This is a genomic window from Limnoglobus roseus (assembly GCF_008254045.1).
Lineage (GTDB): Bacteria > Planctomycetota > Planctomycetia > Gemmatales > Gemmataceae > Limnoglobus > Limnoglobus roseus.
Map to the genome: position 1 here is coordinate 5,084,633 of NZ_CP042425.1, position 22,133 is coordinate 5,106,765.

The following is a 22,133-nucleotide window of genomic DNA, read 5'->3' on the forward strand; positions in this document are numbered from 1 at the left end:
GAAGTGGCATGTTCCTCGACTGTTCGTTCGTTCTCCCGGCGGCGGCCCGCGCGACCTACGCGGGCGTGTCCGTGGCCGACCTGGACGGGGACGGTGAGTTCGAATTTTTCGTCGCTTCGAGGGGGGCGGCGAACCGCATCCTGAAGTACCAGCACGGCAAGTTCTTCGACACCGCCCCGCCCGTAGTGGCCGACGCCCGGCGGGACACGCTCGGGGCCGTCGCCGGAGACTTTGACGGCGACGGCCGTGAAGAACTGTACCTGTTGAACGGCGAGCCTTTTTCCGACCGCCTCTTCGATTGCCAACCCGATGGCCGCTGGGCCGACCTGTTCGACCAACCCCGCTACCGGCAAGCCCGCAACGCCCACGCCAGTCAGTCGGCGGCCGTCCTCGACCGCCGCGGCCGCGGCCGGTACAGCTTCCTGGTTGCGAGTGCCGACCACCCCTTGCGGCTCTTCGAACTGAGTTCCGCGAACACGATTTGCGACCTGGCCCCGGCGCTGGACTTGCACCACGCCCAAGCGGGCAGCGGGCTGGTCATCGGCCCGATTTCGTCGGACCGGCCGGACATCTTCTGCGTGAACGAGGGCGGGCCGAACCTGCTCTACCGCAACACCGGCGTCGGCACGTTCCTGGAAGTGGCCGCCCGGCACGGCTTGCGCGACAGTGCCGAGCGCAGCCGGGGGGCGATGGTGTTGGACGCCAACGGCGACGGGCGGCTGGACGTGTGCTTCGGCAATCGCGACGGCCCGCACCGGCTGTTCGTCCGCGAGTCGAACTGCAAGTTCCGCAACGTCGCGACGCCGGCGATGGCCCTGCCGAGCGAGGTGCAAAACGTCGTCGCGGCCGACTTCGACAACGACGGCTTCGAGGAATTGCTCTTCTTGAACTGCGGCGAATCGAACCGCCTCTTCCGCCGGTCCGCAAACCCCGACGGGTACTGGCAACTGGCCGACCCCGGCACGCTCGATTCCTGGGGCCTCTCCAGCGGTGGGGCCGCGGTCGCGGACATCGACGGCGACGGTCGGCTGGAGCTACTCGTCAGTAACGGCGATTCCGGGGAACTGCCGCTGCAACTGTTCAAGTGGCCCGAGGTGGGAAACGCTTGGCTGCGCGTGATGCCGATGACGCGGTTCGGCGCGCCGGCCCGTGGGGCGGTGGTGCGGTTGATTGCGGCCGGTCGGACGCAGATTCGGGCGATCTGCTCCGGCAGCGGCTATCGCTGCCAAATGGAACCGGTGGCCCACTTCGGGCTGGGCCGGTGCGACGAGGTCGAGCAAATTCAGGTGACGTGGCCGGACGACACGACGGCGGTCATCGACCGCCCGGCCACCAACCGCACGCTCGTGGTGCTGTACCCCGGGTCGTGACGGTCCGAACTTATTCCCCCACGACCTTCGGGCGGTACCGCCGCCAGAGGTCGTCGATCATCTTGACGTATTCTTTCTCTTGCAGTTGCTTCGTGAGTTTGCCGCGGATTTCGCTCTGCACCTTGCCGTCGAACTCTCGCACGCCGGCCTTCTGAACGCTCACGACCTTCACGATGTGATACCCCGTCGCGGTCTGGAGCAGCGGGCTGAGTTGGCCCTCCTTCGACTCCACGATGACGCTCTCCAACTCGGCCGGTTGGAAGTCGCCGCGCTTCGTGCCGAGGCCCTCGCCGTTCCGCAGACCGCTGTCGCCGTGACCAGACTTCTTGATGATCTCGACAAAATCACCGCCGGCCGACGCCGCCCGCCACAGATTCTCTGCGTACTCCTTCGCTTCGGCGGCCGTGCCGAACCGCTGGAAGCTCACGAAACAGTCGAGCCACTTGATTTTCTCATCGACGGTGAACTCCTTCGGGTTGGCCGTGTAGTAGTCCCACAGGTCGTTCAGAGTGACGAACTTCCCCTTGTCCTTGAGCATCTGCTCCAAGTAGACCTGCACGAGCGCGTCGCGCTCGAGCTGTCGGCGGATGCCGTTGTACGTCAGCCCTTGGGCGCGGAGGACTTTGATAAACTCCTCTTCCGGGACGCCGCGGGCCTTGCGGTAGGTTGCGAGGCGGGCGTTGGCCTGTTCGCGGGCGTGGTCGTTCAGCCCTTCGATCTTGTCCTCGGCTTTGTTCTTCTTCATCCGCGTGAAGAGTTCGAGGATGATGAGTTCGCGCTCGATCAGTTTGCGGAGTTCTTCCCGGTAGACCGCCTGTTCCTTCTTCGTCTGCTCGCTGCCGAACAACTCGATGTACTCGGCGGCCCGCTGGCGGACCATCTGGTAGACCTCGTCGTCGGTGATGACGACGTTCGTGCCGATGAAGGCCGCCACTTGAATCTGCTTGTCGTGCAGCGGATTGGACAGGGCCGAAAGGCCGGAACGCGAAGCGGTCGTCGCACTGGCCGGTTGAACGAGGCTTCGCGGTGTGGCCGCGGGCGGGGTTTTCGCGAGCGGGTCGGGCATCGCCTCGGTAATGACGATCGGCCCGGTTGGGGCCTTCGGTTCGTCGGGCGATTGACCGCGGGCTACAGGCGCGGCCTCGTCCGCCGGCGACATCCACTGTGGGGCCGGGCCTTGAACCTGAACCGAACGCGATTGCGTACAGCCCGTTCCGGCGAGAGCGGCGAGACCGGCGGTCAACAACCATCGACGGAGCGGGGCATCCATGCCAACTCTCCCAAGTCCTGGAAGACTGCGTATCCGGGTCATCGACCGTTCCGGGCGCAGCACTTCGCGGAAAATGGATATAACAACCCGACTCACTCTTGCAAGCCGGATCACCGGACCGTTTTCGGGAGTCTCCACAAGATGCGCCAGTTTCTCTTCACGCTCTGCTTTCTCGCCGTCGCCGGACCGGCCTTCGGTCAGGACAGTGCCGCAACCGTCGTCACCAAGGCCATCGAGGCCCACGGCGGGAAAGAAGCCTTGAACAAGGCGAAAATCGCCCGCACCACCGGTAAGGGCACGATCACCATGCCCGACGGCCAGAAGGTGGAGTACGCCTCCACGGCGGTTTACTCGCTGCCCGACAAGTACAAGCTCGAAATCACGGGCGAACTGTCGAAACTGAAGCTGACGACCACGCAAATTCTCAACGGCAAGACGGTGAAGACGCGGGCCGTCCTCGGCGGCAACGAGCAACCGCTGCCGGAAAAGGTGAAGGAAGAGACGATCCAGGCCGCTCTCGTGCAAGAGGCCAGCCTGCTGACGCCGTTGGTGGACGGGAAGAAGTTCACCATCAAGTCCGACAAGGACGCCGATGTGAACGGCAACCCGGCGACGGTCGTCGTCGTCACCGGCGGCGGCCTGTCCCGCGAACTGAAACTGTCCTTCGACAAGAAGACGAACGCCCTGGTGAAGATGCAACGCAAGGCCCCCGGGGCCGGCGGCGGCGAGGTGGACGAGGAAACGTACCTGTCGGACCTGAAGAAGTTCGACGCCGCGATGCTGCCGGGCAAGGTCGTCGTCCACCACAACAAGAAAGAGTTCATGACCATCGCGGCCGACTGGAAGTTCCTCGACAAAGTCGAGGCCAGCGAGTTCGCGGTGGACAACTGATCGAAAACGAGCCGAATCCCTTTGCCCACGGGATGAACCCCGTGGGTTTCCTACTGGTATTTGTCATGCCTCCTGTGGTTATCACCTCCGACCGCCGCGATAACGGCCAAACCCTTGCCGCGGTGCTGAAAGCGCACCTCGGGCTGACGTGGTCGCAGGCGAAGCGGGTGATCGACCGCCGGCACGTCCGCGTTGGCGGGCAGATCGTCGCCGACATCGCCTTCCGCGTGAAGTCCGGCAAGCGGATCACCGTGGCCGAGGGCGTTCTCGCCATTCAGAACGCTCAGGCCGCTAAGAAGCCTGCCCCTTCGAAGGCGGAAGTGAAGCCGAAGAAGTCGGAATCTCCCAAGAAGAAGCCGCCAACGGAGCCGAAACGCCAGGAACCGGCGTTCGAGTGCGACATCCTCTTTTCGGACGATCACGTCGTCGTCGTCAACAAACCGGCCGGCCTGACGACGATGCGGCACGCGGAAGAAGCCGAAGAGTTCGGCCGCGGCAAGCGGTTCCTGACAAAGACGCTCGCCGACCATCTGCCGGTTCTGCTCGGCCGGCCCGACCGCCGCGTGATCGCCGTCCACCGCCTCGACCGCGACACGTCCGGCGTGATCGTCTTCGCCCGCACGCCCGCCGTGGCGAAGGACCTGATGACGCAGTTCAAAAAACACACCACCGACCGCCGCTATTCGGCCCTCGTGCGTGGCGAGCCGAAACCGGGCCGCATCCAGAGTACCTTCGTCCCCGACCGCGGGGACGGCCGCCGTGGCAGCGGTGAGGGCGAGGACGGCAAGAAGGCCGTCACGTACGTGAAAGTGCTGGAACACCTCGGCGCGTTCTCGCGGGTGGAGTGTCGCCTGGAAACGGGCCGAACGCACCAGGTACGCATTCACCTCGGCGAAGCCGGCACGCCCCTCTGCGGCGAGCATGTTTACGACCGCCCGCCGAACGGCCAACCGTTGCCCGACGGCAGCGGGGCCGCGCGGCCGATGCTGCACGCCCTGAGCCTCGGCTTCACGCACCCGGTCACGGGCGAACTGTTGAGTTACGAAGTCCCGCCGCCGGCCGACTTCGCGAAGTTGCTGGAAAAGCTCCGGGGCGAACAATGACGGCGGTTCGGAAAGTGACGGCCGTTGACTCGCACACCGGCGGCGAGCCGACGCGGATCGTCGTGGCCGGTGGGCCGGACCTCGGGGATGGACCGCTCGCCGAGCGGTGTCGCATCTTCCGCGAGCGGCACGACGACTTCCGCTCGTTCGTCGTCAACGAGCCGCGTGGCTCCGACGTTGTCGTGGGTGGCCTCCTCGTGCCGCCGAGCGACTCGACCTGTTCCGCGGGCGTCATCTTCTTCAACAATGTCGGCACCCTCGGCATGTGCGGCCACGGCACCATCGGCCTCGTGGTCACGCTCGCTCACCTCGGCCGGATCGCGGCCGGCGAACACCGCATCGAAACCCCGGTCGGGATCGTGACGGCGACCCTGCACGACCGCAACCGCGCGATGGTGGCGAACGTGCCGAGTTACCGCTTTGCCGAAGGCGTTTCGGTCGAAGTTGACAGGTACGGCCGCGTGACGGGTGACATCGCCTGGGGCGGGAATTGGTTCTTTCTCGTGAGCGACCACCGCGAAACCATCGCGAAGGAAAACGTCGAACGCTTGACCGACGTGGCGTGGCGAATCCGGCAGGCGCTGGTTGCCGCGAATGTCACCGGGGCGAACGGCGGCGAGATCGACCACATCGAACTTTTCGGCCCGCCGAGTGACGGCCGCAATCACAGTCGCAACTTCGTTCTCTGCCCCGGTAAGGCTTACGACCGCAGCCCGTGCGGGACCGGCACGAGCGCGAAACTGGCCTGCTTGGCGGCGGCCGGCAAGCTCAAACCCGGCGACACCTGGCGGCAGGAGAGCGTAATCGGCAGCGTCTTCGAGGGCCGCTACGAGTGGGGGTCGGCCGGCGTCGTGATCCCGAGCATCACCGGTACGGCCTACGTGACCGCCGAACTCACGCTGATCGGCGAACCGGGCGACCCTTTCCCGGACGGCTTGCGGTGACGCTTTACGCCCGCGTACCGAAATAGCTGCTCACGACGACGAGTTCGACGGCTTGCCAGTAGTGGAGGAACTCGTCCATCCGGCCCGCCCCGCTGGACATCGCGAAGAACAGGCCGAGTTCCAGGACCAGCATGATGATGCCGACCACCGAGAACCACGCCCGCAGGGCCAGGAAGATGTGGTTCTCGCGGCCGAGGATGAACCGCAAGAACAGGCCGAACGCGAAGCCGCCGGAGAGCGTGCTGAGGAACGGAACCCACCACGCCTTGACCTCGTCCGGGTCCGGCGTCAACCGGGCTTGGACGACGTTCATGTCGCGGGTGACGAGGACGAGCGCGATCACCGCCACCGACCCGCCGACGAACACCATCCGCAGCAGCCACGGCAGGAACGGCGATACGTCCCGCTCCGCGATCCGGGGCGACGACGCGAACGCCATTAAGACGAGGCCCAAGAGGAAGAAGTGCGCCAGCACCGACTTTGCCGGCGACTCGTTCGGCAGCAACAGGAGCAGCCAAAAGAAGGCGCAGATGACCACCGACATGAGTCCCCGGACGCTGCCGAGCGGCAGGCCGAAGGGCTGGCGGGACTCGGGGTGGAACATGGGTTGGACGGTGGTACCTTGCGACACGGCTTGGGCCCCCATTGGGTTTCGGTGTCCCTCTTCTCTATGGGTTATTCGCTGGGCGGGGGCGGAACTTTCTCAAATCGTTCCCTTGACGTTCATCCCGGCCGATTTATCATGACTCTCTTCGTCAAAATGGCACCGCTCTCGGTGGAAGGTATTCGCAGCAATGTCAACGTTCATGGCCAACGCACAGAACACGACCCAACAGTGGTTCGTGATCGACGCCACCGATCAAGTGGTCGGCCGCCTTGCGGTCGTTATCGCGAACCTGCTGCGGGGCAAGCACAAGCCCACGTACACGCCGCACGCCGACACGGGTGACTTCGTCATCATCGTCAACGCGGACAAGGTGAAGTTCACCGGCAACAAGTGGGAAGACAAGAACTACCAAACCTACTCGCACTACGCGGGCGGGCAGAAGATCATCCCGGCGAAGGAAATGCTCCGCCGGAAGCCGGAAGAAATCCTCCGGCTGGCCGTCAAGCGGATGATCCCGAAGGGCCCGCTGGGCTACAAGCAAATCACGAAACTCAAACTGTTCGCCGGTCCGTCGCACGACCACCAGGCGCAGCAGCCCGTTGAATTCAAGGTGCAGACGAACTAACTAGGAATCCGTGAACATGGCGACGAAAGAAGCGAAGACGTTCTACCTCGGCACCGGCCGCCGCAAGACCGCGGTCGCCCGCGTCCGCGTGTCGGAGGGCAAGGGGGCGATCACGATCAACGGTCGTGCCCTCGAGCACTACTTCACGGAAGATAAGGACCGCGCCGCCGTGAGCGGCCCGCTGACTGCGACCGACCTGGGTAACCGCCTGGACGTAACTGTGAAGGCGCACGGCGGCGGCATTACCGGCCAGGCCGACGCGGTCCGGCAGGGCATCGCCCGGGCCATCAAGGTCATGTTCGGCCCGGCGACGGAACGCAAGTCCGTCACGGTCGGCAACGTGACCGCGGTGCGGGCGTGGAAGAAGGAAACGAAGGGCGAAACGTCGGCCCCCAAGCCGCCGACCCCGAAACTCGCGCCGGTTGCCGCCGCGATCAAGCCCGCCATCCCGGCCGGCCCGCGGCCCGCGATGCTGCCGAAGCCGGTCGTTGACCCGAACGCGCCGGTTGCCCCGCCGGAAGACCCGGCCATCGGTATCGTCCGCAAGCTCCGCGACGGTAAGTTCCTCACCCGCGACAGCCGCATGAAGGAACGGAAGAAGTACGGTCTCCGGGGTGCCCGCCGCGGGACGCAGTTCTCGAAGCGGTAACTTCGACGAGAAGAATCGAAAAGCCCGGCCGCACGGCCGGGCTTTGTTTTTGGAGTCAGTCACTCGCCCCGCAAGTGGCCGGCCCTAATCACGCCGCAAGAGGAGCTATTCAATCAGCCGCGCGTCGGCCCAGTTCACATCCGCCTGTACATCACCGCCGGGGCCGAAATCGACGACTAACGTCAGTTCCTTCGCCTTCGCCAGATCGACGCTCACCGGAATCGGCCCGCCGACTGCTGTCAACTTCGCGAGCGATTCGAGGGGTTGTTCTTGGCCGTCCACGAGAATCCGCACCTTCGCGGTGCCACGCTGCCCCGTCTCGGAATCGAGGCCGACGAGGGCCGTGAACCGGCGGTATTTGCCGTACAGGGCGTACGTCAGCGTCGTTCGCGGGTGCGTGCCGAGGCCAGTATCGAACGTCGACGTGCCGAGTTTGGTCGCGAGCCGCAACGGGCGGGCCTTCACGGTGCGGTTCGCCTGCCACGGCCAAGCGAGATCGTTGAACGGTTCGATCGCTTCACTCTTGGGCTTCAAGTCCGCAAGGTTGGCGGCCTTGCCCTGTTGAATGTCGAGCGAAACGATTCGATCGACCGGCAGTTCCACGGCCGTGCCGAAGAACGTGCTGCCACGCAGGGTTGTGGCATCGGCGGTCGCGGTCGCGAAACTGATGCGGGAACCGTCGGTCAGCACCACGCGGCCGAACGGCCCTTTCACTTTGCGGATGGCACCCAGGCCGGGATTCAACGCCACGGCAGCTACCGCGTTCGCTTCTAACACCGCGGACAGGCCGTCCGTCTTCCGCCGAATTTGGAGCGACCCGCCCGCCAGGAACTTCTCGATGTCGCCAGCAACGGCGTCGCCGTTGCGCAACAGCACCACGTCCGACTTTCGGCCGGCCTCCAGCCAAAGGTAACGGTCGGGGAAGTCCGACGCCTCCGCCGGGATGGGAGTCAGCCAGAGTACCTGAACTGCGGGGAGGGGGATGCGAAGACCCTTGCCATTCCAGGTCGTTTTGAGGGTGATTGAGGTGTCGTCACCGCCGGACAACTCGCCGGCAATGCGGTCGCCGTTCGTCAGAAGGACGCCCGCCGTTCGCGGCCACGCGGGTAGGGGCGTGTCGGCCCGGCGCAGGGATACGAGGTTTGCGACGGGCTTCCCGTCACCGATCGTGACGGCCCAGTTCTTCGCCAGCGACTGCCACGGCCCCGTCGCGGGGTCGTCGGCCGTCGTTGCGACGAAGGAAGCAGGTTTGATTTGGCCGAAGGTGGCGGTCAGAACCAGAAGTGAAACAAACATGACAGGCACCCAAGAAAGCCCCGGCACGGTATGCCGGGGCTGTCGATTCTATCACAACCGCGGCCCCGCCGGCTTGATCGGGGCTTCGAACGTGTTCGCCCCCTTCGCCTTCACCTTGCGGGCGTACACTTTGTCGATGCAGGTCGCGTAGAGGATGTCGAAGTCCTTGCCGCCGAAGGCGATGTTGGCGCATTTGCCGTTCGGCGTCGGGATGATGCCGTTCACACGGCCGGCTTGGTCGCAGAACTGTACGCCGACGCGAGTGGCCACGTAGAGCACGCCGTTGCGGTCGCACTTCAAACCGTCGGCACTCGCCTCGTCGGCCGTGTCGGGGGCGTGCAGGTGGAAGTATTTTTGCTTGTGCTTCAGGCTGCCGTCCGGCTGAATCACGAAGCTGTACACCCAGTGCGTGCGGCTCTCGGCCACGTACAGGAGCGACTGATCGGGCGACACGGTGATGCCGTTGGGGAACTTGATGCCGGTATCGACGAGCTTCTTATCGCCCTTCGCGTTGACGAAGTAGACTTCGTTCTTGTTGTTGCCGGGGGCCGTCACGAAGAACGTGCCGTTGTGCAAGGTGACGAGGTCGTTCCCGCCGAATCCGTCGGCCAGTTTCGTCGTCTTCAGGGCCGAGTCGTACTTCGCCACACCAAACCCGCCGCAGCCGTAGAAACTGCCGTCGGGGCCGAACGCGAAGCCGCTCGCCTTGCCGTTCGTCTCGCTGAACAGGACCGGTTTGCCATCGTCGCCGACCTTGTACGTCTTCGCCTCTGGCACGTCGGTGAAGAAGAGTTCGCCCTTCGCGTTAGCGATCGGCCCCTCAGTGAACTTGTACCCTTCGCCGACGAGTTTCCAATCTTCGCCGGGGATGAGCACCGCTTGCATCTGCGAGGAACCCTTGCCCGCCTTGACGGGTTCCGGCCAGCCCTTCCAGAGCCACTCCATCGCCTCGGGGAAAATCTTCGTGGCGGCCGTGCCGTTGTGCCCGCCCTTGCCCCACTCGTGGTTCACCTCGTAGCCGGCGAACTTCAGCGACCGTTCCATCTCCTGGTTCGCCATCCACCAGTCGCCGCCGTAGATGTTCTGGTCGGCTTCGCCGTCTTCGAGGAACACGCGGATCGGCTTCGGCTCGACCTTGCGGATCAGCGTCGGGTAGACGTTCGCACCGCGGAGGCCGACGTAGGTGCCGATAGAGCTGAACACGCGGCTGAAGGCGTCCGGCCGTTCCCACGCGGCGGTGAAGGCACACACCGCACCGCTGCTGCCGCCGCCGATGGCCCGGTCGTTGCCGCTCTTGGAGATCTTGATCGCCCGACCGTCCGCGGTCTTCTTCGTCTCCACGTCCGGCAACAGTTCTTCCAACAGGAACCGGGCGTAAGCGTCGCCGAGGCCGTCGTACTCGAAGCTGCGGTTGAAGCGGTCGAGGGCCGCCTTGTTGTCAGCGGACTTCACGACGCCGGGGGTGACGAAGACGCCGATGGTGACGGGCATCTTCTTCTCGTGGATTAACTTGTCGAAGACGGCCGGGGCGTTGTAGCCGATGCCGTCTTGGTTCACGTACACGCATGCTGGCTTTTCGCCGTCGTACTGCTTCGGCACGTAGACGGAATAGGTGCGGGTGGTGCCGGGGAAGATCTTGCTCGCGTCGAACGTGTACTTGCTCACGTCCCCCTTCGGTGGCGGGTCGTCCGCCCGGGTGACGGTGGTCGCGGCAAGTAGCAGCGCGAGCGCGGAGAGGAGTCGCATCATCGAAGTGCCCTGGGGGTGGGAAGAGTCGTGCGGCGATTGTACGCGAAAACTACTCGATGGCGACCGGCTCCGGGGGCGGCGTTCGGGGCTTCCGCGCCCGCGCCATCAGCCACGCCGTCGGGCCGAGGATGAGCAGTGTGCCGAACAGGTTCATCGGCGTGAACGTCCGCCAACCGGCTGCCGCCTCGACGACCATCACCATCACGATCTGCGACAGACCGACGACCGCGATTTTCGTAGCCGTCCCCCGCGAGAAGGCGAGGGTGAGGAAGATTTGCCCGATCATCGCGGTGAAGCCGACGGCCAAGAGGCGGGCGGTCATCTCCGGGATTTCAAACGGTTTCGGCCCGTCCTGCCGCACGGGGAACAGGAGGAAGCCCGACGCGCACACGACAGTTGCCACGCCGGAGAAGTGGACGACAATTGCCATCGGCGCGAGGGTTTTCAACCGGCTCAGGCCGAGCATCGCGAGGGCCGTGAAAAACGCGGCGGCCACGGCCGCGAGTGCCGGCACGAGGCGGAACATGCGGGCGGTCTCGTCTGTCGGATAGACGGCCAGGGCGACGCCGACGACGGAGATGCAGACGGCGATCCACACACCGCTGCTGGGTTTTTCGCCGAGCATTGGCCACGACAACACCGCCACCCACACCGGGAAGGTGTTCGTCAGCGTCAAGACCTCCGAGGCGGTCAGATTGGCCAGCGCGAAGAACGTCGCGAGCATACTGCAACTGCCCGCGATGCTCCGCAGCCAGAGCGCCCGCGGGCCGACGGCAACCAGCTTGACGCCGGTGACGATGGCGATGAGCAAGGCGAGCAGGAAGGCCACGCTACTGCGAACGGTCGCGATCGTTTGCCACGGGACGCGCTCTTGCCCGAGGCGGCTGCTCAGCAGGGACATCGCGGAGAACCAGGCACACCCACACAGCATCCACACGAACGGCCGAATTCCGTGACTACTCATCCGGCCACGATACGGATTCACTCGGCGGGGAGTATGATGGGCCAACGATTCACTTACCGCCCGAGGCCATCGCGATGTACCCCAGTGGACCCTGGAAGGGATTTTGGCATCAGGACATCCACGGCCGTCAGCCAATGGAGCAGTTCGAACTGCACTTCGCTACCGACGGCACGATCACCGGCCGCGGCGTGGACATGGTCGGGCTTTTTTTCTTTCGGGGGACGTGTCACACGACGACCGGCCAACTCACCATGACGAAGCAGTACGTCGGCAAGCACGCTGTCGAGTACGTCGGTCGCAGCGACGGGGAAGGGCGGATCGTCGGCACGTGGTCGATCTATGGCATCACGACGGGGCCGTTCAGCCTGCACCCCGTACTCCGTGGCGACGAGCCGATTCAGGAAATCGTGAAGTGACAAAGGTGAGCGGCCCGGCGTAAGCGGGCCGTGTCTGCGCGAATCAAGGACACGGCCCGCTTACGCCGGGCCGCTCGCTTTTACTTCAGCAGCCCGTCCAACTCGTCCACCAGTCGCGAGAACTTTGCCAGGGCCGCGTTCACTGGCTCCGGCGTTTCCATGTCCACGCCGGCGTCGCGGAGCAGGTCGAGCGGGTCTTTCGACGAGCCGCCGCTGAGGAACCGCAGGTAGGCGTCCAGTTCGTCCGGGCCGCCCTTCGTCACCCGCTCGGCCAGCGCGATCGCGGCCGACAGGCCGGTGGCGTACTTGTAGACGTAGAACGCCCGGTAGAAGTGCGGGATGCGGAGGCACTCCAACGACAGTTCGTCGTCCAGCACGAATGCCGGGCCGAAATAGGCGTCGAGCAACTTGCGGTACTCGGCCTTGATCGCCTCCAGTGTCAGCGGCTGATTCTTCTCGACCAACTCGTGCGTCACCTTCTCGAACTCGGCGAACATCGTCTGCCGGACGATCGTCCGGCGGATGTCGTCGATCTCGCGGTTGATGAAGTACGCTCGTTCGCGGTCGGTCGTCGCCCGCTTCTTCATCGCCTCGCCGAGGAGTTGTTCGTTGAACGTGCTCGCCACCTCGGCCACGAAGATCGTGTAGTTCGAGTACTGGTACGGCTGGTTCTTGCTGTAGAAGCTGTGCATGCTGTGCCCGGCTTCGTGGGCCAGCGTGAAGACGTGGTCCAGCACGTCCGGCTGGTAGTTCATCAGGATGTACGGGTCGCTGTCGAAACACCCGGACGAGAACGCGCCGCTGTGCTTGCCCTTGTTCTCGTAGCGGTCGCACCAGCGCCCGCGGAGGCCGGTCGCCAAGTTGTCGCAGTAGTGCGAACCCAGCGGCTTGAGCGCGTCGATGACGAGTTCGACGCCGTCGTTCCACTCGGTCCGCTTTTGCAGGTCGTTGAGGATCGGGATGTACACGTCGTAGAAGTGAATGTCCGGCAGCTTCATTGCTCGCTGCCGCACGGCGTAATACTTGTGGACGGCCGGCAGGTTCGCCCGCACGGCGGCCAGCAAGTTGTCGTAGACGCTGACCGGCACCTTGTCAGGGAACAGTGCCGCCTCGCGGGCCGACGGGTAGTTCCGCACGCGGGCGTGGTACACGTCCTGCTTCACGCTCCCGGCTAGTGTCGCCGTCAGGGTGTTCGCGTGGGCCTGGAACTGGGCGTAGAACTGGTGGAACGCCTTCTTGCGGACCTCCCGGTTCGGGTTCTCCAGGCAGACCATGAACGAACTGTGACTGAGTTCGATCGTCTCGCCGGGGGCGACCTCGATCGGCCCGAACTGAATGTCGGCGTCGGTCAATTGGTCGAAGACGTTCCGCGGCGTGCCGTGAATTTCCATCTGCATCGCCAGCAACCGCTCCTCGCCGGCCAACAGCGTGTGCGGCTTGTAGCGAATCAGGCGTTCGAGCAGCAACTTGTAGGCAACCAGCTTCGGCGAGTTGATGTACTCCTGAAGCTTCTCGTCCGGCAGGCCTAGAATCTCCGGCCGGAAGAAACTGCCCGCCTCGGCCGCGCGGCTGGCGATGCCCACGTACCGGGCCTTCATGCCCTGGTACTTCGAGTTCGACACGTCCTCGGTTTCCTTCAGGAACGCATACGTGCCGAGACGGTCGCCAAGGCGTTCCAGCTTCGTTTCGTAGCGGAGGCAGTCCGACACCACGTCCACCGATTCGCCGAGCTTGCCGCGGTAGTGGTCGTACTCCGGGATCATCTTTTCCCATTCGAGGAAGGCCGCCTCCCAGGCGTCGTCGTGCGGGAACAGCGACTTCAAATCCCAGGTGTCGGCGGCGGCAACTTCGCTTCGGAGGGGCAGACGTTTCGCGGACATGCTTCATGCTTCCGTGGTGAGGGAAAGCGTTAGTTCTAGGACTTTTTCTGCGGATCGGTCGGTGACAGTTCGATACCGTGTTTCCACCAATCCTTGAATTTTGAGGACAACGTAAGGACATACACGAGCGTGGAAAGGAGAGCCAAACCGGCCACCGCCACGAGCGTGAGCACCAATCCAATCGCCTCCCCGTCAGGCATGGCGTTCTCCTCTCACGGCTCTCGATTTGTCAGATTGTGCCGATCAGAGCGATTCTACGGAACCACGATTCGCCCGGAGTTTTCGCGACACTGCTTGCAGCTTACCCAGCTTATCCAGTACTGTGAGGGGACCGCCATCTTGTCCCCGCACTGAGGAAGCCATCCATGTCGCTTCGCCGACTTGCCGCATTGACGATGGGTGCCGGTCTTGTGGCGATCGCCACCGGCCCAGCCGTCAGCCAGTCGCCCACGCCGGCCCCGGCGGCCATGCCCGAGAAGAAGTTCCCCGACTTTGAGAGCGTCGTCCGCGGGGCGAAGGTGTCGGACGGATTGTTCACCCTGCACCACAAGGACGAAAACGTCTTCGCCGAGATCACGCCGTTTCAACTCGACCACCCGTTCCTCATGCCGATTTCGGTCGTCCGCGGGGCGGGCATGGGCGGCAGCACGCTGAACTTCGACGAACAGTGGGTCGTGCTGTTCAAGCGGGTCGGCGACAAAGTCCACCTCGTCCGCCGCAACGTGCGGTTCACGGCCAAGAGCGGCACCCCGGCCGCGAAAGCCGTCGAGACGACCTACGCCGACAGTGTGCTGATGGCACTGCCGATCAAGGCACTCAACCCGATGAAGGGGTCGATCCTCATCGACCTGAACACGATCTTCTTCGGCGACTTGGCCGAACTCGGCCTCGGTTCTCTCGACACGAATCGCACGACCTGGGGGAAGATCAAGGCGTTCAAGAAGAACGTCGAACTCCAGGTTCAGGCGACGTTCAACGGCAGCCGGCGACGGATGTTCTCCGGGGCCGACGACGTAATCGACGGCCGCGGCACGACCGTGACGGTGCAGTACGGGTTCGTCGAACTGCCGGACTTCGGGTATCAGCCGCGGTACGCCGACAACCGCGTCGGGCACTTCTTGTCGGCCGTCAAGGACTTCTCGAAAGAGAACCCGGACACGAGTTTCGTGCGGATGGTTAACCGCTGGCGGCTGGAACGCCCGGCATCTGCCCCGCCGTGGAAGGACGGTGGCAAGCTCGTCCCGCCGGTGAAGCCGATCGTCTTCTGGATCGAGAACTCGGTCCCGGAAGAATTCCGCACGGCGGTTCGCGAGGGCATCCTCGAATGGAACAAGGCGTTCGAGAAGATCGGTTTCAAGAACGCGATCGAAGTGCGGCAGCAAGAGGCCGGCGAGTTCGACCCGGAAGACATCACTTACAGTACCTTCCGCTGGATCGCGTCGGACGTGCCGTTCGCCATCGGGCCGAGCCGGGCGAACCCGCTGACGGGCGAAATCCTCGACGCCGACATCCTCTTCGACGCGAGCTACATCCAGTACTACAAGACCGAGCAGCGCATCTTCCGCGACGACAAGGGTCGACTGATCGAGCCGGTCAGCGACATCCGCGCGAGTCAGAAGGGCTGGGACTTGCCCCTTCACCCGCTCGCCTTCCGCGGCAGCCCGCTCAGTTGGAACGACAAGGACGACGGTGCCCCGATCACGCCAGAGGCTCGCCAGATGCAGCGGTTGCACGCGATCCGCAACGGCTACTGCCAGTGCGCAGCCCACAAGCGGGGCGAGTTGGCGATGGCCGTGATGTCGGCCGCCGTCGGCGTCGTGAAGGACGGGGAGAAGGTTCCCGACGAGTTGCTGCAACAGGCCGTGAAGGAAACGACGATGCACGAGGTTGGGCACACGCTCGGCCTGCGGCACAACTTCAAGGCCAGCACGATGCTGCCGAACGAAAAACTGCACGACACGACGATCACCCGCAAGCAAGGCCTCGTCGGCAGTGTCATGGACTACAACCCCGCCAACATCGCCCCGCCCGGCGTCAAGCAGGGCGACTACTTCACCACCACGCTCGGGCCGTACGACTACTGGGCCATCGAGTACGCCTACCGGCCGATCTCCGGCGGCACGGAAGGTGAACTCTCCGAGTTGAAGAAGATCGCGTCGAAGGTGGCCGACCCGAACCTCGTGTACGGCACCGATGAGGACGTGTTCGGGAGTGCCGACCCGTTCATCAACCGCTGGGATCTGGGGGCCGACCCGATGCAGTTCGGCAAGGACCGCATCAAGGTCGCGCAAGACCTCCTCGGCAAGCTCGCGGACAAGGCCGTTGAGAACGGCGAAAGCTACTCCCGGCTGCGGCTGGCGTTCAACCACGTCATGCAGAGTTACGGCAACGCGGCCTTCCTGACGGCCCGGCACGTCGGCGGCATCGTCGTCAACCGCGACTTCAAGGGCGACCCGAACGGCCGCGACCCGCTCGTGCCGGTGAAGGCCGACAAGCAGCGGGAGGCGCTGACGTTCCTGAAGGACAACATCCTGACCGACAAACCGTTCGCCTTCCCGCCGGAACTGCTCCGGAAGCTCGTGGTGCAGAAGTGGTCGCACTGGGGCACGAAGATGAGCTTCGGCGGCGGCGAGTACCCGGTGAACGAGAAGGTGCTGGCGATTCAGGAGACGGTCCTCGACGAACTGCTCGACGGCGGCACGCTCGCCCGCTTGCAGAACAGCGCCCGCATGGTCGGCAAGGACGAGAAGCCGGTGATGATCGCCGAGGTGTTCCGCACGCTGACCGACTCGATCTTCACCGACCTGCCGACGGACGGCAAAGTCTCCTCCACGAAGTCGTCTGTGGTGCTACGCAACCTCCAGCGGGCGTACCTCGGCCGGTTGGCGAACATGGTCGTCGGGTCGAAGAACGACGGCGGCAGTTTCGTGATCTTCCTCGGCAACTCCGACGTGCCGCCGGACGCCCGGAGCCTCGCCCGCAAGCACCTCCGCGACATCGGCAAGCGGATCGACGAATCGCTGAAGGCGGGCGGAAAGGGGACGGACGACGAAGCCGTTGCCTTCCTGGAAGAATCGAAGGAGCGGATCGCAAAGATTCTCGACGCGAAGGTGACGGCCAACGAGCCGTGACCTGCCCTTTCGCGTTCCAGGTTGGCTGTGCTAAGCTCGCGACCGCCAAGGAGGGCGAACCGATGCGAGCGAAGAACGTGGTGGCTGGCCTGCTGATCGTCGGGGCCGGGGTGGCGTGGCTAGTCTCTCTGCCACGCCACTCGGAGGCGGGGTGAAGCCCAGGGATTCCGTGCGAATCCCCGATGTTCGGCGGTCCGCCGATCTACATGCCTTACGCCCCACCTGTGCGGGTTCGGCCGCAACCGCAACGGCTTCCTCCGGCACAACCCCGGCCCATACCCGCGAAGCCGAAACCGCCGGCCGTGGAACTCGCCACGCCCGACGCGCTGGGGGTGATACTCGACGTGACTCTTCCCGATCCTGACGATCTGGGAATCCAAGTGAAGTGATGAAAGCCCACCCGTCGTGACGGGCGGGCTTTTGTCTTTCCTACTTCACCAACTCCATCGCGGCCCACAACGACGGGTCGTCCGCGAACGGGAAGTCCTGGTTCACGCTCAGGTACTGGTCGCCCAATTCCTGATCGCGTACGGCGTAGTAGATGCCGAGCCGTGGGTGCTGGTCCGGGTCGAAACCCCCGAGGACGGCGGCCGGCAGAAAGGCTTCGAGGCGGTAGCCCTTCTTCAGCACCTCTGCTCGGAACGGCACGTCGGCCGCCCCGGACAGCGGCGCGTCTTGCAGGGCACGGTTGATCTTCGACTGACTAAAACTCGGCTCGTCCTTATCGGCGCCCCCGCCGCTGGGGAGCAGGTGGAACTGGTGGCAGAAGCGGCTTGCCCGGTGACTGGTCCGGTCGCCGCGGGTGTCGATCCAGAGCGTAACGCCGTCCGACGACCGCGGCTTGTCGGCATCGCACTCGGGTTGCTGTTGCTTTCCCGTCACCGTCACCTGCACGCCGACGCCGAGTTCGTTCCAGGCCAACCGCACGTCGGCGAAGTTGGCCGCCCCGTCGAGGTCGGCGAAGTTATTCAACCGGGCCGTGTCGGGCAGTTGAACGACGTGTTCATCGTCGTCCAACGGCATCGCCTTGTGGTACGGCACCGGGTGGCAGACGCGAACGAGAAACCGGTGCGGAACAATCGCGGGCATCCTGAACCCTTTCCCGAATGGAAACTCAATCCCCTTGCGGTTGGACCTTCGCCGCGGCGGGCGGGTTTAGCAGGCTCTTGGCGAGGACTTCCTTCGCCCGGTCGAACTCTGGCTGCCAGTGGATTTCCGGGCCGCCGGTGAGCATGCAGTCGCGAATCTTCTCGAGCGTGTTGAGGGCCATGTGCGGGCACTTGTTGCACGCGCACGTGATGCCCGGCACCGGCAGGTACTTGTGGTGCTTAAACCGGCTTTCGAGCTGCCACATCATGTTCGGCTCGGTCGCGACGATGAACTCGACCGGCTCCTTGTACGCCCCGACGAACTTGATCATCGCCTCGGTGCCGCCGATGAAGTCGGCGTGTTCGAGGATGTTCTTCGGGCACTCCGGGTGCGCGATCGTTTGGGCCGTCGGGTGCAACTTCTTCATGCGCACCAAGTCGTGGACGCTGAAGATTTCGTGGACCATGCACGACCCGTCCCACAGGATCATCTTGCGGCCGGTCACTTCCGACAGATAGCGGCCGAGGTGCTTGTCCGGCACGAACAGGATTTCATCGCTCTCGGGAATCTTGCGGACGACTTCCTCGGCGTTGCCGCTGGTCACGACCCAGTCGGAGAGCGCTTTGACGGCCGCGCTGCTGTTGATGTACGTCACCGTCTGGAACTTCCGACCGTTTTCGCGGAGCATCTCTTGATAGCGGTGGAGCTTCTCCGGCGGGCACGAATCGACGAGGCTGCACCCGGCCTTCAGGTCCGGCAGCAGTACCTTCTTCGCCGGGTTCAGCATCTTCGCCGTCTCGGCCATGAACAGCACGCCGCAGAACACAATGACCGGTGTGTCCACCTTCGTCGCCTCGCGGGCGAGTTTCAGGCTGTCGCCGGTGATGTCGGCGAGTTCCTGAATCTCGCCTTCCTGGTAGTAGTGGGCGAGGATGGTCGCGCCGATCTTCTTCTTGAGGTGGAGGATTTCAGTCGAAATGTCGTCGAGTACGGCCGGCATGATTCGGCTCCCTTGTTGGTGGTGCGGCGGAGGGTGAACCCGCAATTAATTGTCTGCTTTCCATCATACGCGGGACGACAAAAAAAGACGAGCGGCAGGTCTGCCTGCCGCTCGCACAACCTGTCTGATGAGCGGGGTTAGTCGCTGTTCTTCAACTTGATGAGCAGGCGGAGGATTTCGATGTACAGCCAGACGAGCGTGACGAGCAGCCCGAACGCGCCGTACCACTCCATGTACTTCGGGGCCGACGCCCGAGCGCCTTGCTCGATCACGTCGAAGTCGAGGACGAGGTTCAGGGCGGCGATCACCACGACCACGAGCGAGAAGCCGATACCGATGGGACCGGCCGAGTGGATGTACGGTACGGCCACGCCGAACAGGCTCAGGACCATCGTTGCGAGGTAGACCATGCAGATGGCCCCCGTCGCCGCGATCACCCCGAGTTTGAACTTCTCGGTGGCGCGGATGACGCCGGACGAGTAGGCGAGCAACATGACCGCCAGCACGCCGACCGTCAGCAACCCGGCCTGAAGAACGATGCCTTGATATTGCCCGGACACGAAGCCCGAGAGCGCGCCGAGGAACAACCCCTCGCACACGGCGTAGATCGGGGCCGCGATCGGGGAACTCCGTGGACTGAAGATAATCACAAGCGAGGCCAGCAAGCCGCCGATCAGCCCGCCCGCCGTGAGGCCGAGGGCGTAATCGCGGTTCACGTCGGTCGTGCCGCCGGCCCCGACGCCCATCGGGAAGATCAGGTGCCAGGACACCCCCGCCGCCGCGAGCAACAGAGCCGTCAGGAAGCCGGTCTTGGCCACCGCCCCGTTCACCGTCATCACGTTCGAGCGGTCCATCGACCGCGATTCGGTGTAGAACGCGCGGTCGTTCAAAGCTGGGTTCGCAGTTCGCATATTGGGAAACCTTTCTGAGGGTCTGAGTTCCACGTCTCTTTGGGAGATTATATCCCGATCCGCCGAGATTCTCATCAGGGTATTCGGCCAATCGGCCTCGCCTTTTCTCCCGCGTTCGGATTTTCTCTTCCAGTGTCCCGCAGACTCCGCAAAACGGCGATGCCCCGGAGCGACTGCCGGGGCATCGTGAATCGTGAACGTCTTTTGCGGCATCAATCCTGGTTGGGCTTCGGCCGTTCCGCTCCCTCGCGGGGCGGGCCGTCGGCCGGCTTACGTTCGCCGTCCGGGCGGCGTTCGCCGGCCGGCTTACGTTCGCCGTCGCGCCGCTCCCCGTCTTGTCGGCGATCACCGTCGCGCCGCTCGCCATCTTGTCGGCGGTCGTCTTCTCGACGCCCGGTTTCCGGCCGACGGTCGCCCCCCAAATTGCGAACGCCCCCGGGTCCGAACCCGCCAGGGCCGAACCCGCCGGGACCAAAACCTTGGCCCCCCCTTGGCGGGAACTGTCCCCGCACGCCCGTCGGGGCTGGCGAGCGGGCGTTGCCGCGGTCGATGGCGGCGATCAGTTTCTTCGCGGCCGTGGCCTTCGCGTCGTTGTCTCCATCGGCCAGTTTGCGCAACAGCGGCAGGGCCGGCGGGCCGACGGCCACGAGGGCGGCGCGAGCACTGTCGCGGACCGTGTCGTGCGGGTCGGTGATCTTCTCGGCCAGCGTCTTCACCCACGATTCCACTTCGGAGCTGCCCTTCCGCTCGTCGCGGCGGTCGCCCGCACGGTCGCGCGGTTGGTCCTCGGGGGTGCGGTTCCCGGCCGCGGGCGGTTGCGGGCCGCGCGGGCGGTCGCCGCCCCGAGGGCCTTGGCCGTTCGCGGCCATCGATAAACTGACACTCGCGCCGAGCAACGCGGCCGGGAGGAATTTCCAGAAACGACGCATTGGGATGTCCCCAGAGAGGAGAGGGTTGGCAGGATCCGCCTCCTCTCAAACGGCAGAGGAATTTGGCCGCGACGTGAAAACCCCATGAGTGAAAAAAGACAGGGCCAACCCCCTGGGGTTGGCCCTGCGCGACAGAGTGTGGCAACGTCCGCGATTAGTACCGAACGCCCATGCTGAACAGGAGGTTGATGCTGACCACGTCCGAGCCTTGAGGCGGGACGACGTTGAGGAAGGCGTAGTCGATTTCCGCCCGCACGCCGGTGAAGAAGATCCAGTTGCCCATCGGCTTCTCCCAGTTCGCGTGCGTGCCGAGGAAGACGCTGGACGTAATGCTGTGCTTGCGGAGGTAGAGCAGTGGGTCGGCCGTCGAGAACAGGTCGGCGTGAGCCGTACCGTAGCGGCCGCCGACGTACCCGCCGACGCGGGTGTTCGCGTCCGTCTCCGTGGGCACGGTGCCGGGGCCACGCAGCCACCAGTCGCGGCCGATGGAGTAGTCGAAGGTCGTGCGGTGCAGGCCGCGGACGAGCTGCGGCGTGATGCCGTCGGCCAACCCGGCGGTCGGCGCCGGCGTGTGAACGTCGAGCGGGCCGCCGCGCTCCTGCCGGCCGCGGTTGTAGGTGTAGCTGATCCCGGTGCCCAGCGTCCAGGCCGCGTCGCGGCTGGTGTTGTAGAGCAACGTGTACGCCCCGGTGCCGACCTGCCAGCCGGTGTTCAGGCGGCTGCTCAGTTCGCTCCCACCAATGACCAGGGCGGGGCCGGTGCGGGCGTACAGTTCGTAAGTAATGGGCCCGTTCGCACCGAACGGCCCACAGCACCCGTCGGGGCCGCATGCCGGGCTGGTAACCGTCCCGGCCGGTAACTGGGCCGGGGTGGTGGGAAGTCCGATCACCGGTGCCGTCAGAAGGCCGGTGGCGGACGAAGGCGGGGCGTCCGATTTTCCAGTGGTGTCTGGCTTCGTCGGGGTATCAATCTTGTACGGAAGATCGGCCTTCAGTGGTGCGGTCGGCGGCACGCCCGGTTGTGGTATCACGGGCAGGCCAACGCCGTCGTACTGGCCGAAAGCCGGCCAAGCCAACGTACCTAAAACCACTGCGCCGAGCAGGAATCGAGATGCTTTCATGCGTCCCTCACGTCGATCGCTCGCCCCGGACGGCCCGTCCCGGCGGGGCCCGTCCGCCAACGCTACTCTGTCACTATCCTTCATCGGCACAAGCCAGGTAGAACTTAACGCCTGTAACGAGGATAAGGATTGTGCCTGTTGTCGGCGGAAACTGAGGTGAGTTGGTAAGCTGCACACTGGCGGGATACG

The 22,133-nt window shown here is 64.6% G+C and carries 19 protein-coding genes and 2 pseudogenes; 9 read left to right on the plus strand and 12 right to left on the minus strand.

All coding sequences use genetic code 11. From position 1 onward, the window contains the following. The first annotated feature begins 8 nt into the window (after window positions 1–8). The gene (locus tag PX52LOC_RS21190; protein ID WP_149111968.1) at window positions 9–1,370 is read left to right on the plus strand and encodes a CRTAC1 family protein; all 1,362 of its coding nucleotides are present in this window, start codon (window positions 9–11) and stop codon (window positions 1,368–1,370) included. Between the two features lie 10 nt (window positions 1,371–1,380). Here the strand turns inward: PX52LOC_RS21190 and PX52LOC_RS21195 are convergent, their stop codons facing one another. Beyond that, window positions 1,381–2,640: a foldase protein PrsA gene (locus PX52LOC_RS21195; protein WP_168219119.1), complete on the minus strand. Its 1,260-nt coding sequence runs from the start codon at window positions 2,638–2,640 to the stop codon at window positions 1,381–1,383. Between the two features lie 141 nt (window positions 2,641–2,781). On the opposite strand from PX52LOC_RS21195, the gene PX52LOC_RS21200 reads away from it, so the two are divergent. The 3 genes from PX52LOC_RS21200 (at window position 2,782) to PX52LOC_RS21210 (ending at window position 5,578) form a co-directional block, all read left to right on the plus strand. Beyond that, the gene (locus tag PX52LOC_RS21200; protein ID WP_149111970.1) at window positions 2,782–3,531 is read left to right on the plus strand and encodes a hypothetical protein; all 750 of its coding nucleotides are present in this window, start codon (window positions 2,782–2,784) and stop codon (window positions 3,529–3,531) included. A 65-nt stretch (window positions 3,532–3,596) separates the two neighbouring features. Next, complete coding sequence (locus PX52LOC_RS21205) at window positions 3,597–4,634, plus strand: RluA family pseudouridine synthase (RefSeq protein ID WP_149111971.1); 1,038 nt, start codon at window positions 3,597–3,599, stop codon at window positions 4,632–4,634. Further along, window positions 4,631–5,578 carry a 4-hydroxyproline epimerase gene (locus tag PX52LOC_RS21210; protein WP_246173428.1) on the plus strand — a complete coding sequence of 316 codons (948 nt, stop codon included), beginning with the start codon at window positions 4,631–4,633 and terminating at the stop codon, window positions 5,576–5,578. The genes PX52LOC_RS21205 and PX52LOC_RS21210 overlap by 4 nt, the downstream gene beginning before the upstream one ends. A 4-nt stretch (window positions 5,579–5,582) precedes the next feature. Here the strand turns inward: PX52LOC_RS21210 and PX52LOC_RS21215 are convergent, their stop codons facing one another. Further along, complete coding sequence (locus PX52LOC_RS21215) at window positions 5,583–6,209, minus strand: hypothetical protein (protein WP_149111972.1); 627 nt, start codon at window positions 6,207–6,209, stop codon at window positions 5,583–5,585. Between the two features lie 163 nt (window positions 6,210–6,372). Here PX52LOC_RS21215 and rplM point away from each other — a divergent pair, with 163 nt between their 5' ends. The 3 genes and pseudogenes from rplM to rpsI (PX52LOC_RS43620) all read left to right on the plus strand — a co-directional run. After that, window positions 6,373–6,810, plus strand: coding sequence for a 50S ribosomal protein L13 (rplM, locus tag PX52LOC_RS21220; RefSeq protein WP_149111973.1), 438 nt, complete (start codon window positions 6,373–6,375; stop codon window positions 6,808–6,810). Between the two features lie 16 nt (window positions 6,811–6,826). Continuing rightward, window positions 6,827–7,072: pseudogene (gene rpsI, locus PX52LOC_RS42690) on the plus strand (30S ribosomal protein S9); the annotation flags it as partial. Between the two features lie 285 nt (window positions 7,073–7,357). After that, window positions 7,358–7,459: pseudogene (gene rpsI, locus PX52LOC_RS43620) on the plus strand (30S ribosomal protein S9); the annotation flags it as partial. A gap of 105 nt (window positions 7,460–7,564) precedes the next feature. Here rpsI (PX52LOC_RS43620) and PX52LOC_RS21230 read toward each other — a convergent pair. From PX52LOC_RS21230 to PX52LOC_RS21240, 3 genes are read right to left on the minus strand one after another with little or no spacing between them, the layout of a single operon-like run. Continuing rightward, complete coding sequence (locus PX52LOC_RS21230; RefSeq protein WP_149111975.1) at window positions 7,565–8,755, minus strand: NPCBM/NEW2 domain-containing protein; 1,191 nt, start codon at window positions 8,753–8,755, stop codon at window positions 7,565–7,567. Between the two features lie 51 nt (window positions 8,756–8,806). Further along, window positions 8,807–10,501: an SMP-30/gluconolactonase/LRE family protein gene (locus PX52LOC_RS21235; RefSeq protein WP_149115577.1), complete on the minus strand. Its 1,695-nt coding sequence runs from the start codon at window positions 10,499–10,501 to the stop codon at window positions 8,807–8,809. 52 nt (window positions 10,502–10,553) lie between these two features. Then, the gene (locus PX52LOC_RS21240; protein ID WP_149111976.1) at window positions 10,554–11,468 is read right to left on the minus strand and encodes a DMT family transporter; all 915 of its coding nucleotides are present in this window, start codon (window positions 11,466–11,468) and stop codon (window positions 10,554–10,556) included. Window positions 11,469–11,542: 74 nt separating this feature from the next. Between PX52LOC_RS21240 and PX52LOC_RS21245 the strand changes: the two genes are divergently transcribed. Continuing rightward, window positions 11,543–11,884 carry a hypothetical protein gene (locus PX52LOC_RS21245; RefSeq protein WP_149111977.1) on the plus strand — a complete coding sequence of 114 codons (342 nt, stop codon included), beginning with the start codon at window positions 11,543–11,545 and terminating at the stop codon, window positions 11,882–11,884. A gap of 80 nt (window positions 11,885–11,964) precedes the next feature. On the opposite strand, the gene pepF is transcribed toward PX52LOC_RS21245, so the two are convergent. Further along, a complete protein-coding gene (pepF, locus tag PX52LOC_RS21250) occupies window positions 11,965–13,764 on the minus strand; it encodes an oligoendopeptidase F (RefSeq protein WP_149111978.1) in 1,800 nt (599 codons plus the stop codon). Between the two features lie 35 nt (window positions 13,765–13,799). Beyond that, the gene (locus PX52LOC_RS40745) at window positions 13,800–13,964 is read right to left on the minus strand and encodes a hypothetical protein (protein ID WP_168219120.1); all 165 of its coding nucleotides are present in this window, start codon (window positions 13,962–13,964) and stop codon (window positions 13,800–13,802) included. Between the two features lie 165 nt (window positions 13,965–14,129). On the opposite strand from PX52LOC_RS40745, the gene PX52LOC_RS21255 reads away from it, so the two are divergent. Next, on the plus strand, window positions 14,130–16,895 hold the full coding sequence (locus PX52LOC_RS21255; RefSeq protein ID WP_149111979.1) for a zinc-dependent metalloprotease: 2,766 nt from the start codon (window positions 14,130–14,132) through the stop codon (window positions 16,893–16,895). A 429-nt stretch (window positions 16,896–17,324) separates the two neighbouring features. Here the strand turns inward: PX52LOC_RS21255 and PX52LOC_RS21260 are convergent, their stop codons facing one another. The 5 genes from PX52LOC_RS21260 to PX52LOC_RS21280 form a co-directional block, all read right to left on the minus strand. Next, window positions 17,325–17,984 (minus strand): DOMON domain-containing protein, encoded by a 660-nt coding sequence (locus PX52LOC_RS21260; RefSeq protein ID WP_149111980.1) that lies wholly within the window; start codon window positions 17,982–17,984, stop codon window positions 17,325–17,327. 25 nt (window positions 17,985–18,009) lie between these two features. Beyond that, window positions 18,010–18,984, minus strand: a complete 975-nt coding sequence (gene nadA, locus PX52LOC_RS21265; protein ID WP_149111981.1) for a quinolinate synthase NadA — start codon at window positions 18,982–18,984, stop codon at window positions 18,010–18,012. A 137-nt stretch (window positions 18,985–19,121) separates the two neighbouring features. Then, window positions 19,122–19,895, minus strand: coding sequence for a Bax inhibitor-1/YccA family protein (locus PX52LOC_RS21270; protein ID WP_149111982.1), 774 nt, complete (start codon window positions 19,893–19,895; stop codon window positions 19,122–19,124). A 212-nt stretch (window positions 19,896–20,107) separates the two neighbouring features. Further along, window positions 20,108–20,824 carry a hypothetical protein gene (locus PX52LOC_RS21275; protein WP_149111983.1) on the minus strand — a complete coding sequence of 239 codons (717 nt, stop codon included), beginning with the start codon at window positions 20,822–20,824 and terminating at the stop codon, window positions 20,108–20,110. Window positions 20,825–20,978: 154 nt separating this feature from the next. Then, window positions 20,979–21,944, minus strand: a complete 966-nt coding sequence (locus PX52LOC_RS21280) for a hypothetical protein (RefSeq protein WP_149111984.1) — start codon at window positions 21,942–21,944, stop codon at window positions 20,979–20,981. Between the last annotated feature and the right edge of the window lie 189 nt (window positions 21,945–22,133).

What these genes read in the sequence shown, in the direction of transcription:
- PX52LOC_RS21190 (WP_149111968.1), top strand. Translation starts at nt 9, where the DNA reads ATGTTCCTCGACTGTTCGTTCGTTCTCCCGGCGGCGGCCCGCGCGACC.
- PX52LOC_RS21195 (WP_168219119.1), bottom strand. Translation starts at nt 2,640, where the DNA reads ATGGATGCCCCGCTCCGTCGATGGTTGTTGACCGCCGGTCTCGCCGCT.
- PX52LOC_RS21200 (WP_149111970.1), top strand. Translation starts at nt 2,782, where the DNA reads ATGCGCCAGTTTCTCTTCACGCTCTGCTTTCTCGCCGTCGCCGGACCG.
- PX52LOC_RS21205 (WP_149111971.1), top strand. Translation starts at nt 3,597, where the DNA reads ATGCCTCCTGTGGTTATCACCTCCGACCGCCGCGATAACGGCCAAACC.
- PX52LOC_RS21210 (WP_246173428.1), top strand. Translation starts at nt 4,631, where the DNA reads ATGACGGCGGTTCGGAAAGTGACGGCCGTTGACTCGCACACCGGCGGC.
- rplM (WP_149111973.1), top strand. Translation starts at nt 6,373, where the DNA reads ATGTCAACGTTCATGGCCAACGCACAGAACACGACCCAACAGTGGTTC.
- PX52LOC_RS21230 (WP_149111975.1), bottom strand. Translation starts at nt 8,755, where the DNA reads ATGTTTGTTTCACTTCTGGTTCTGACCGCCACCTTCGGCCAAATCAAA.
- PX52LOC_RS21235 (WP_149115577.1), bottom strand. Translation starts at nt 10,501, where the DNA reads ATGCGACTCCTCTCCGCGCTCGCGCTGCTACTTGCCGCGACCACCGTC.
- PX52LOC_RS21240 (WP_149111976.1), bottom strand. Translation starts at nt 11,468, where the DNA reads ATGAGTAGTCACGGAATTCGGCCGTTCGTGTGGATGCTGTGTGGGTGT.
- PX52LOC_RS21245 (WP_149111977.1), top strand. Translation starts at nt 11,543, where the DNA reads ATGTACCCCAGTGGACCCTGGAAGGGATTTTGGCATCAGGACATCCAC.
- pepF (WP_149111978.1), bottom strand. Translation starts at nt 13,764, where the DNA reads ATGTCCGCGAAACGTCTGCCCCTCCGAAGCGAAGTTGCCGCCGCCGAC.
- PX52LOC_RS40745 (WP_168219120.1), bottom strand. Translation starts at nt 13,964, where the DNA reads ATGCCTGACGGGGAGGCGATTGGATTGGTGCTCACGCTCGTGGCGGTG.
- PX52LOC_RS21255 (WP_149111979.1), top strand. Translation starts at nt 14,130, where the DNA reads ATGTCGCTTCGCCGACTTGCCGCATTGACGATGGGTGCCGGTCTTGTG.
- PX52LOC_RS21260 (WP_149111980.1), bottom strand. Translation starts at nt 17,984, where the DNA reads ATGCCCGCGATTGTTCCGCACCGGTTTCTCGTTCGCGTCTGCCACCCG.
- nadA (WP_149111981.1), bottom strand. Translation starts at nt 18,984, where the DNA reads ATGCCGGCCGTACTCGACGACATTTCGACTGAAATCCTCCACCTCAAG.
- PX52LOC_RS21270 (WP_149111982.1), bottom strand. Translation starts at nt 19,895, where the DNA reads ATGCGAACTGCGAACCCAGCTTTGAACGACCGCGCGTTCTACACCGAA.
- PX52LOC_RS21275 (WP_149111983.1), bottom strand. Translation starts at nt 20,824, where the DNA reads ATGCGTCGTTTCTGGAAATTCCTCCCGGCCGCGTTGCTCGGCGCGAGT.
- PX52LOC_RS21280 (WP_149111984.1), bottom strand. Translation starts at nt 21,944, where the DNA reads ATGAAAGCATCTCGATTCCTGCTCGGCGCAGTGGTTTTAGGTACGTTG.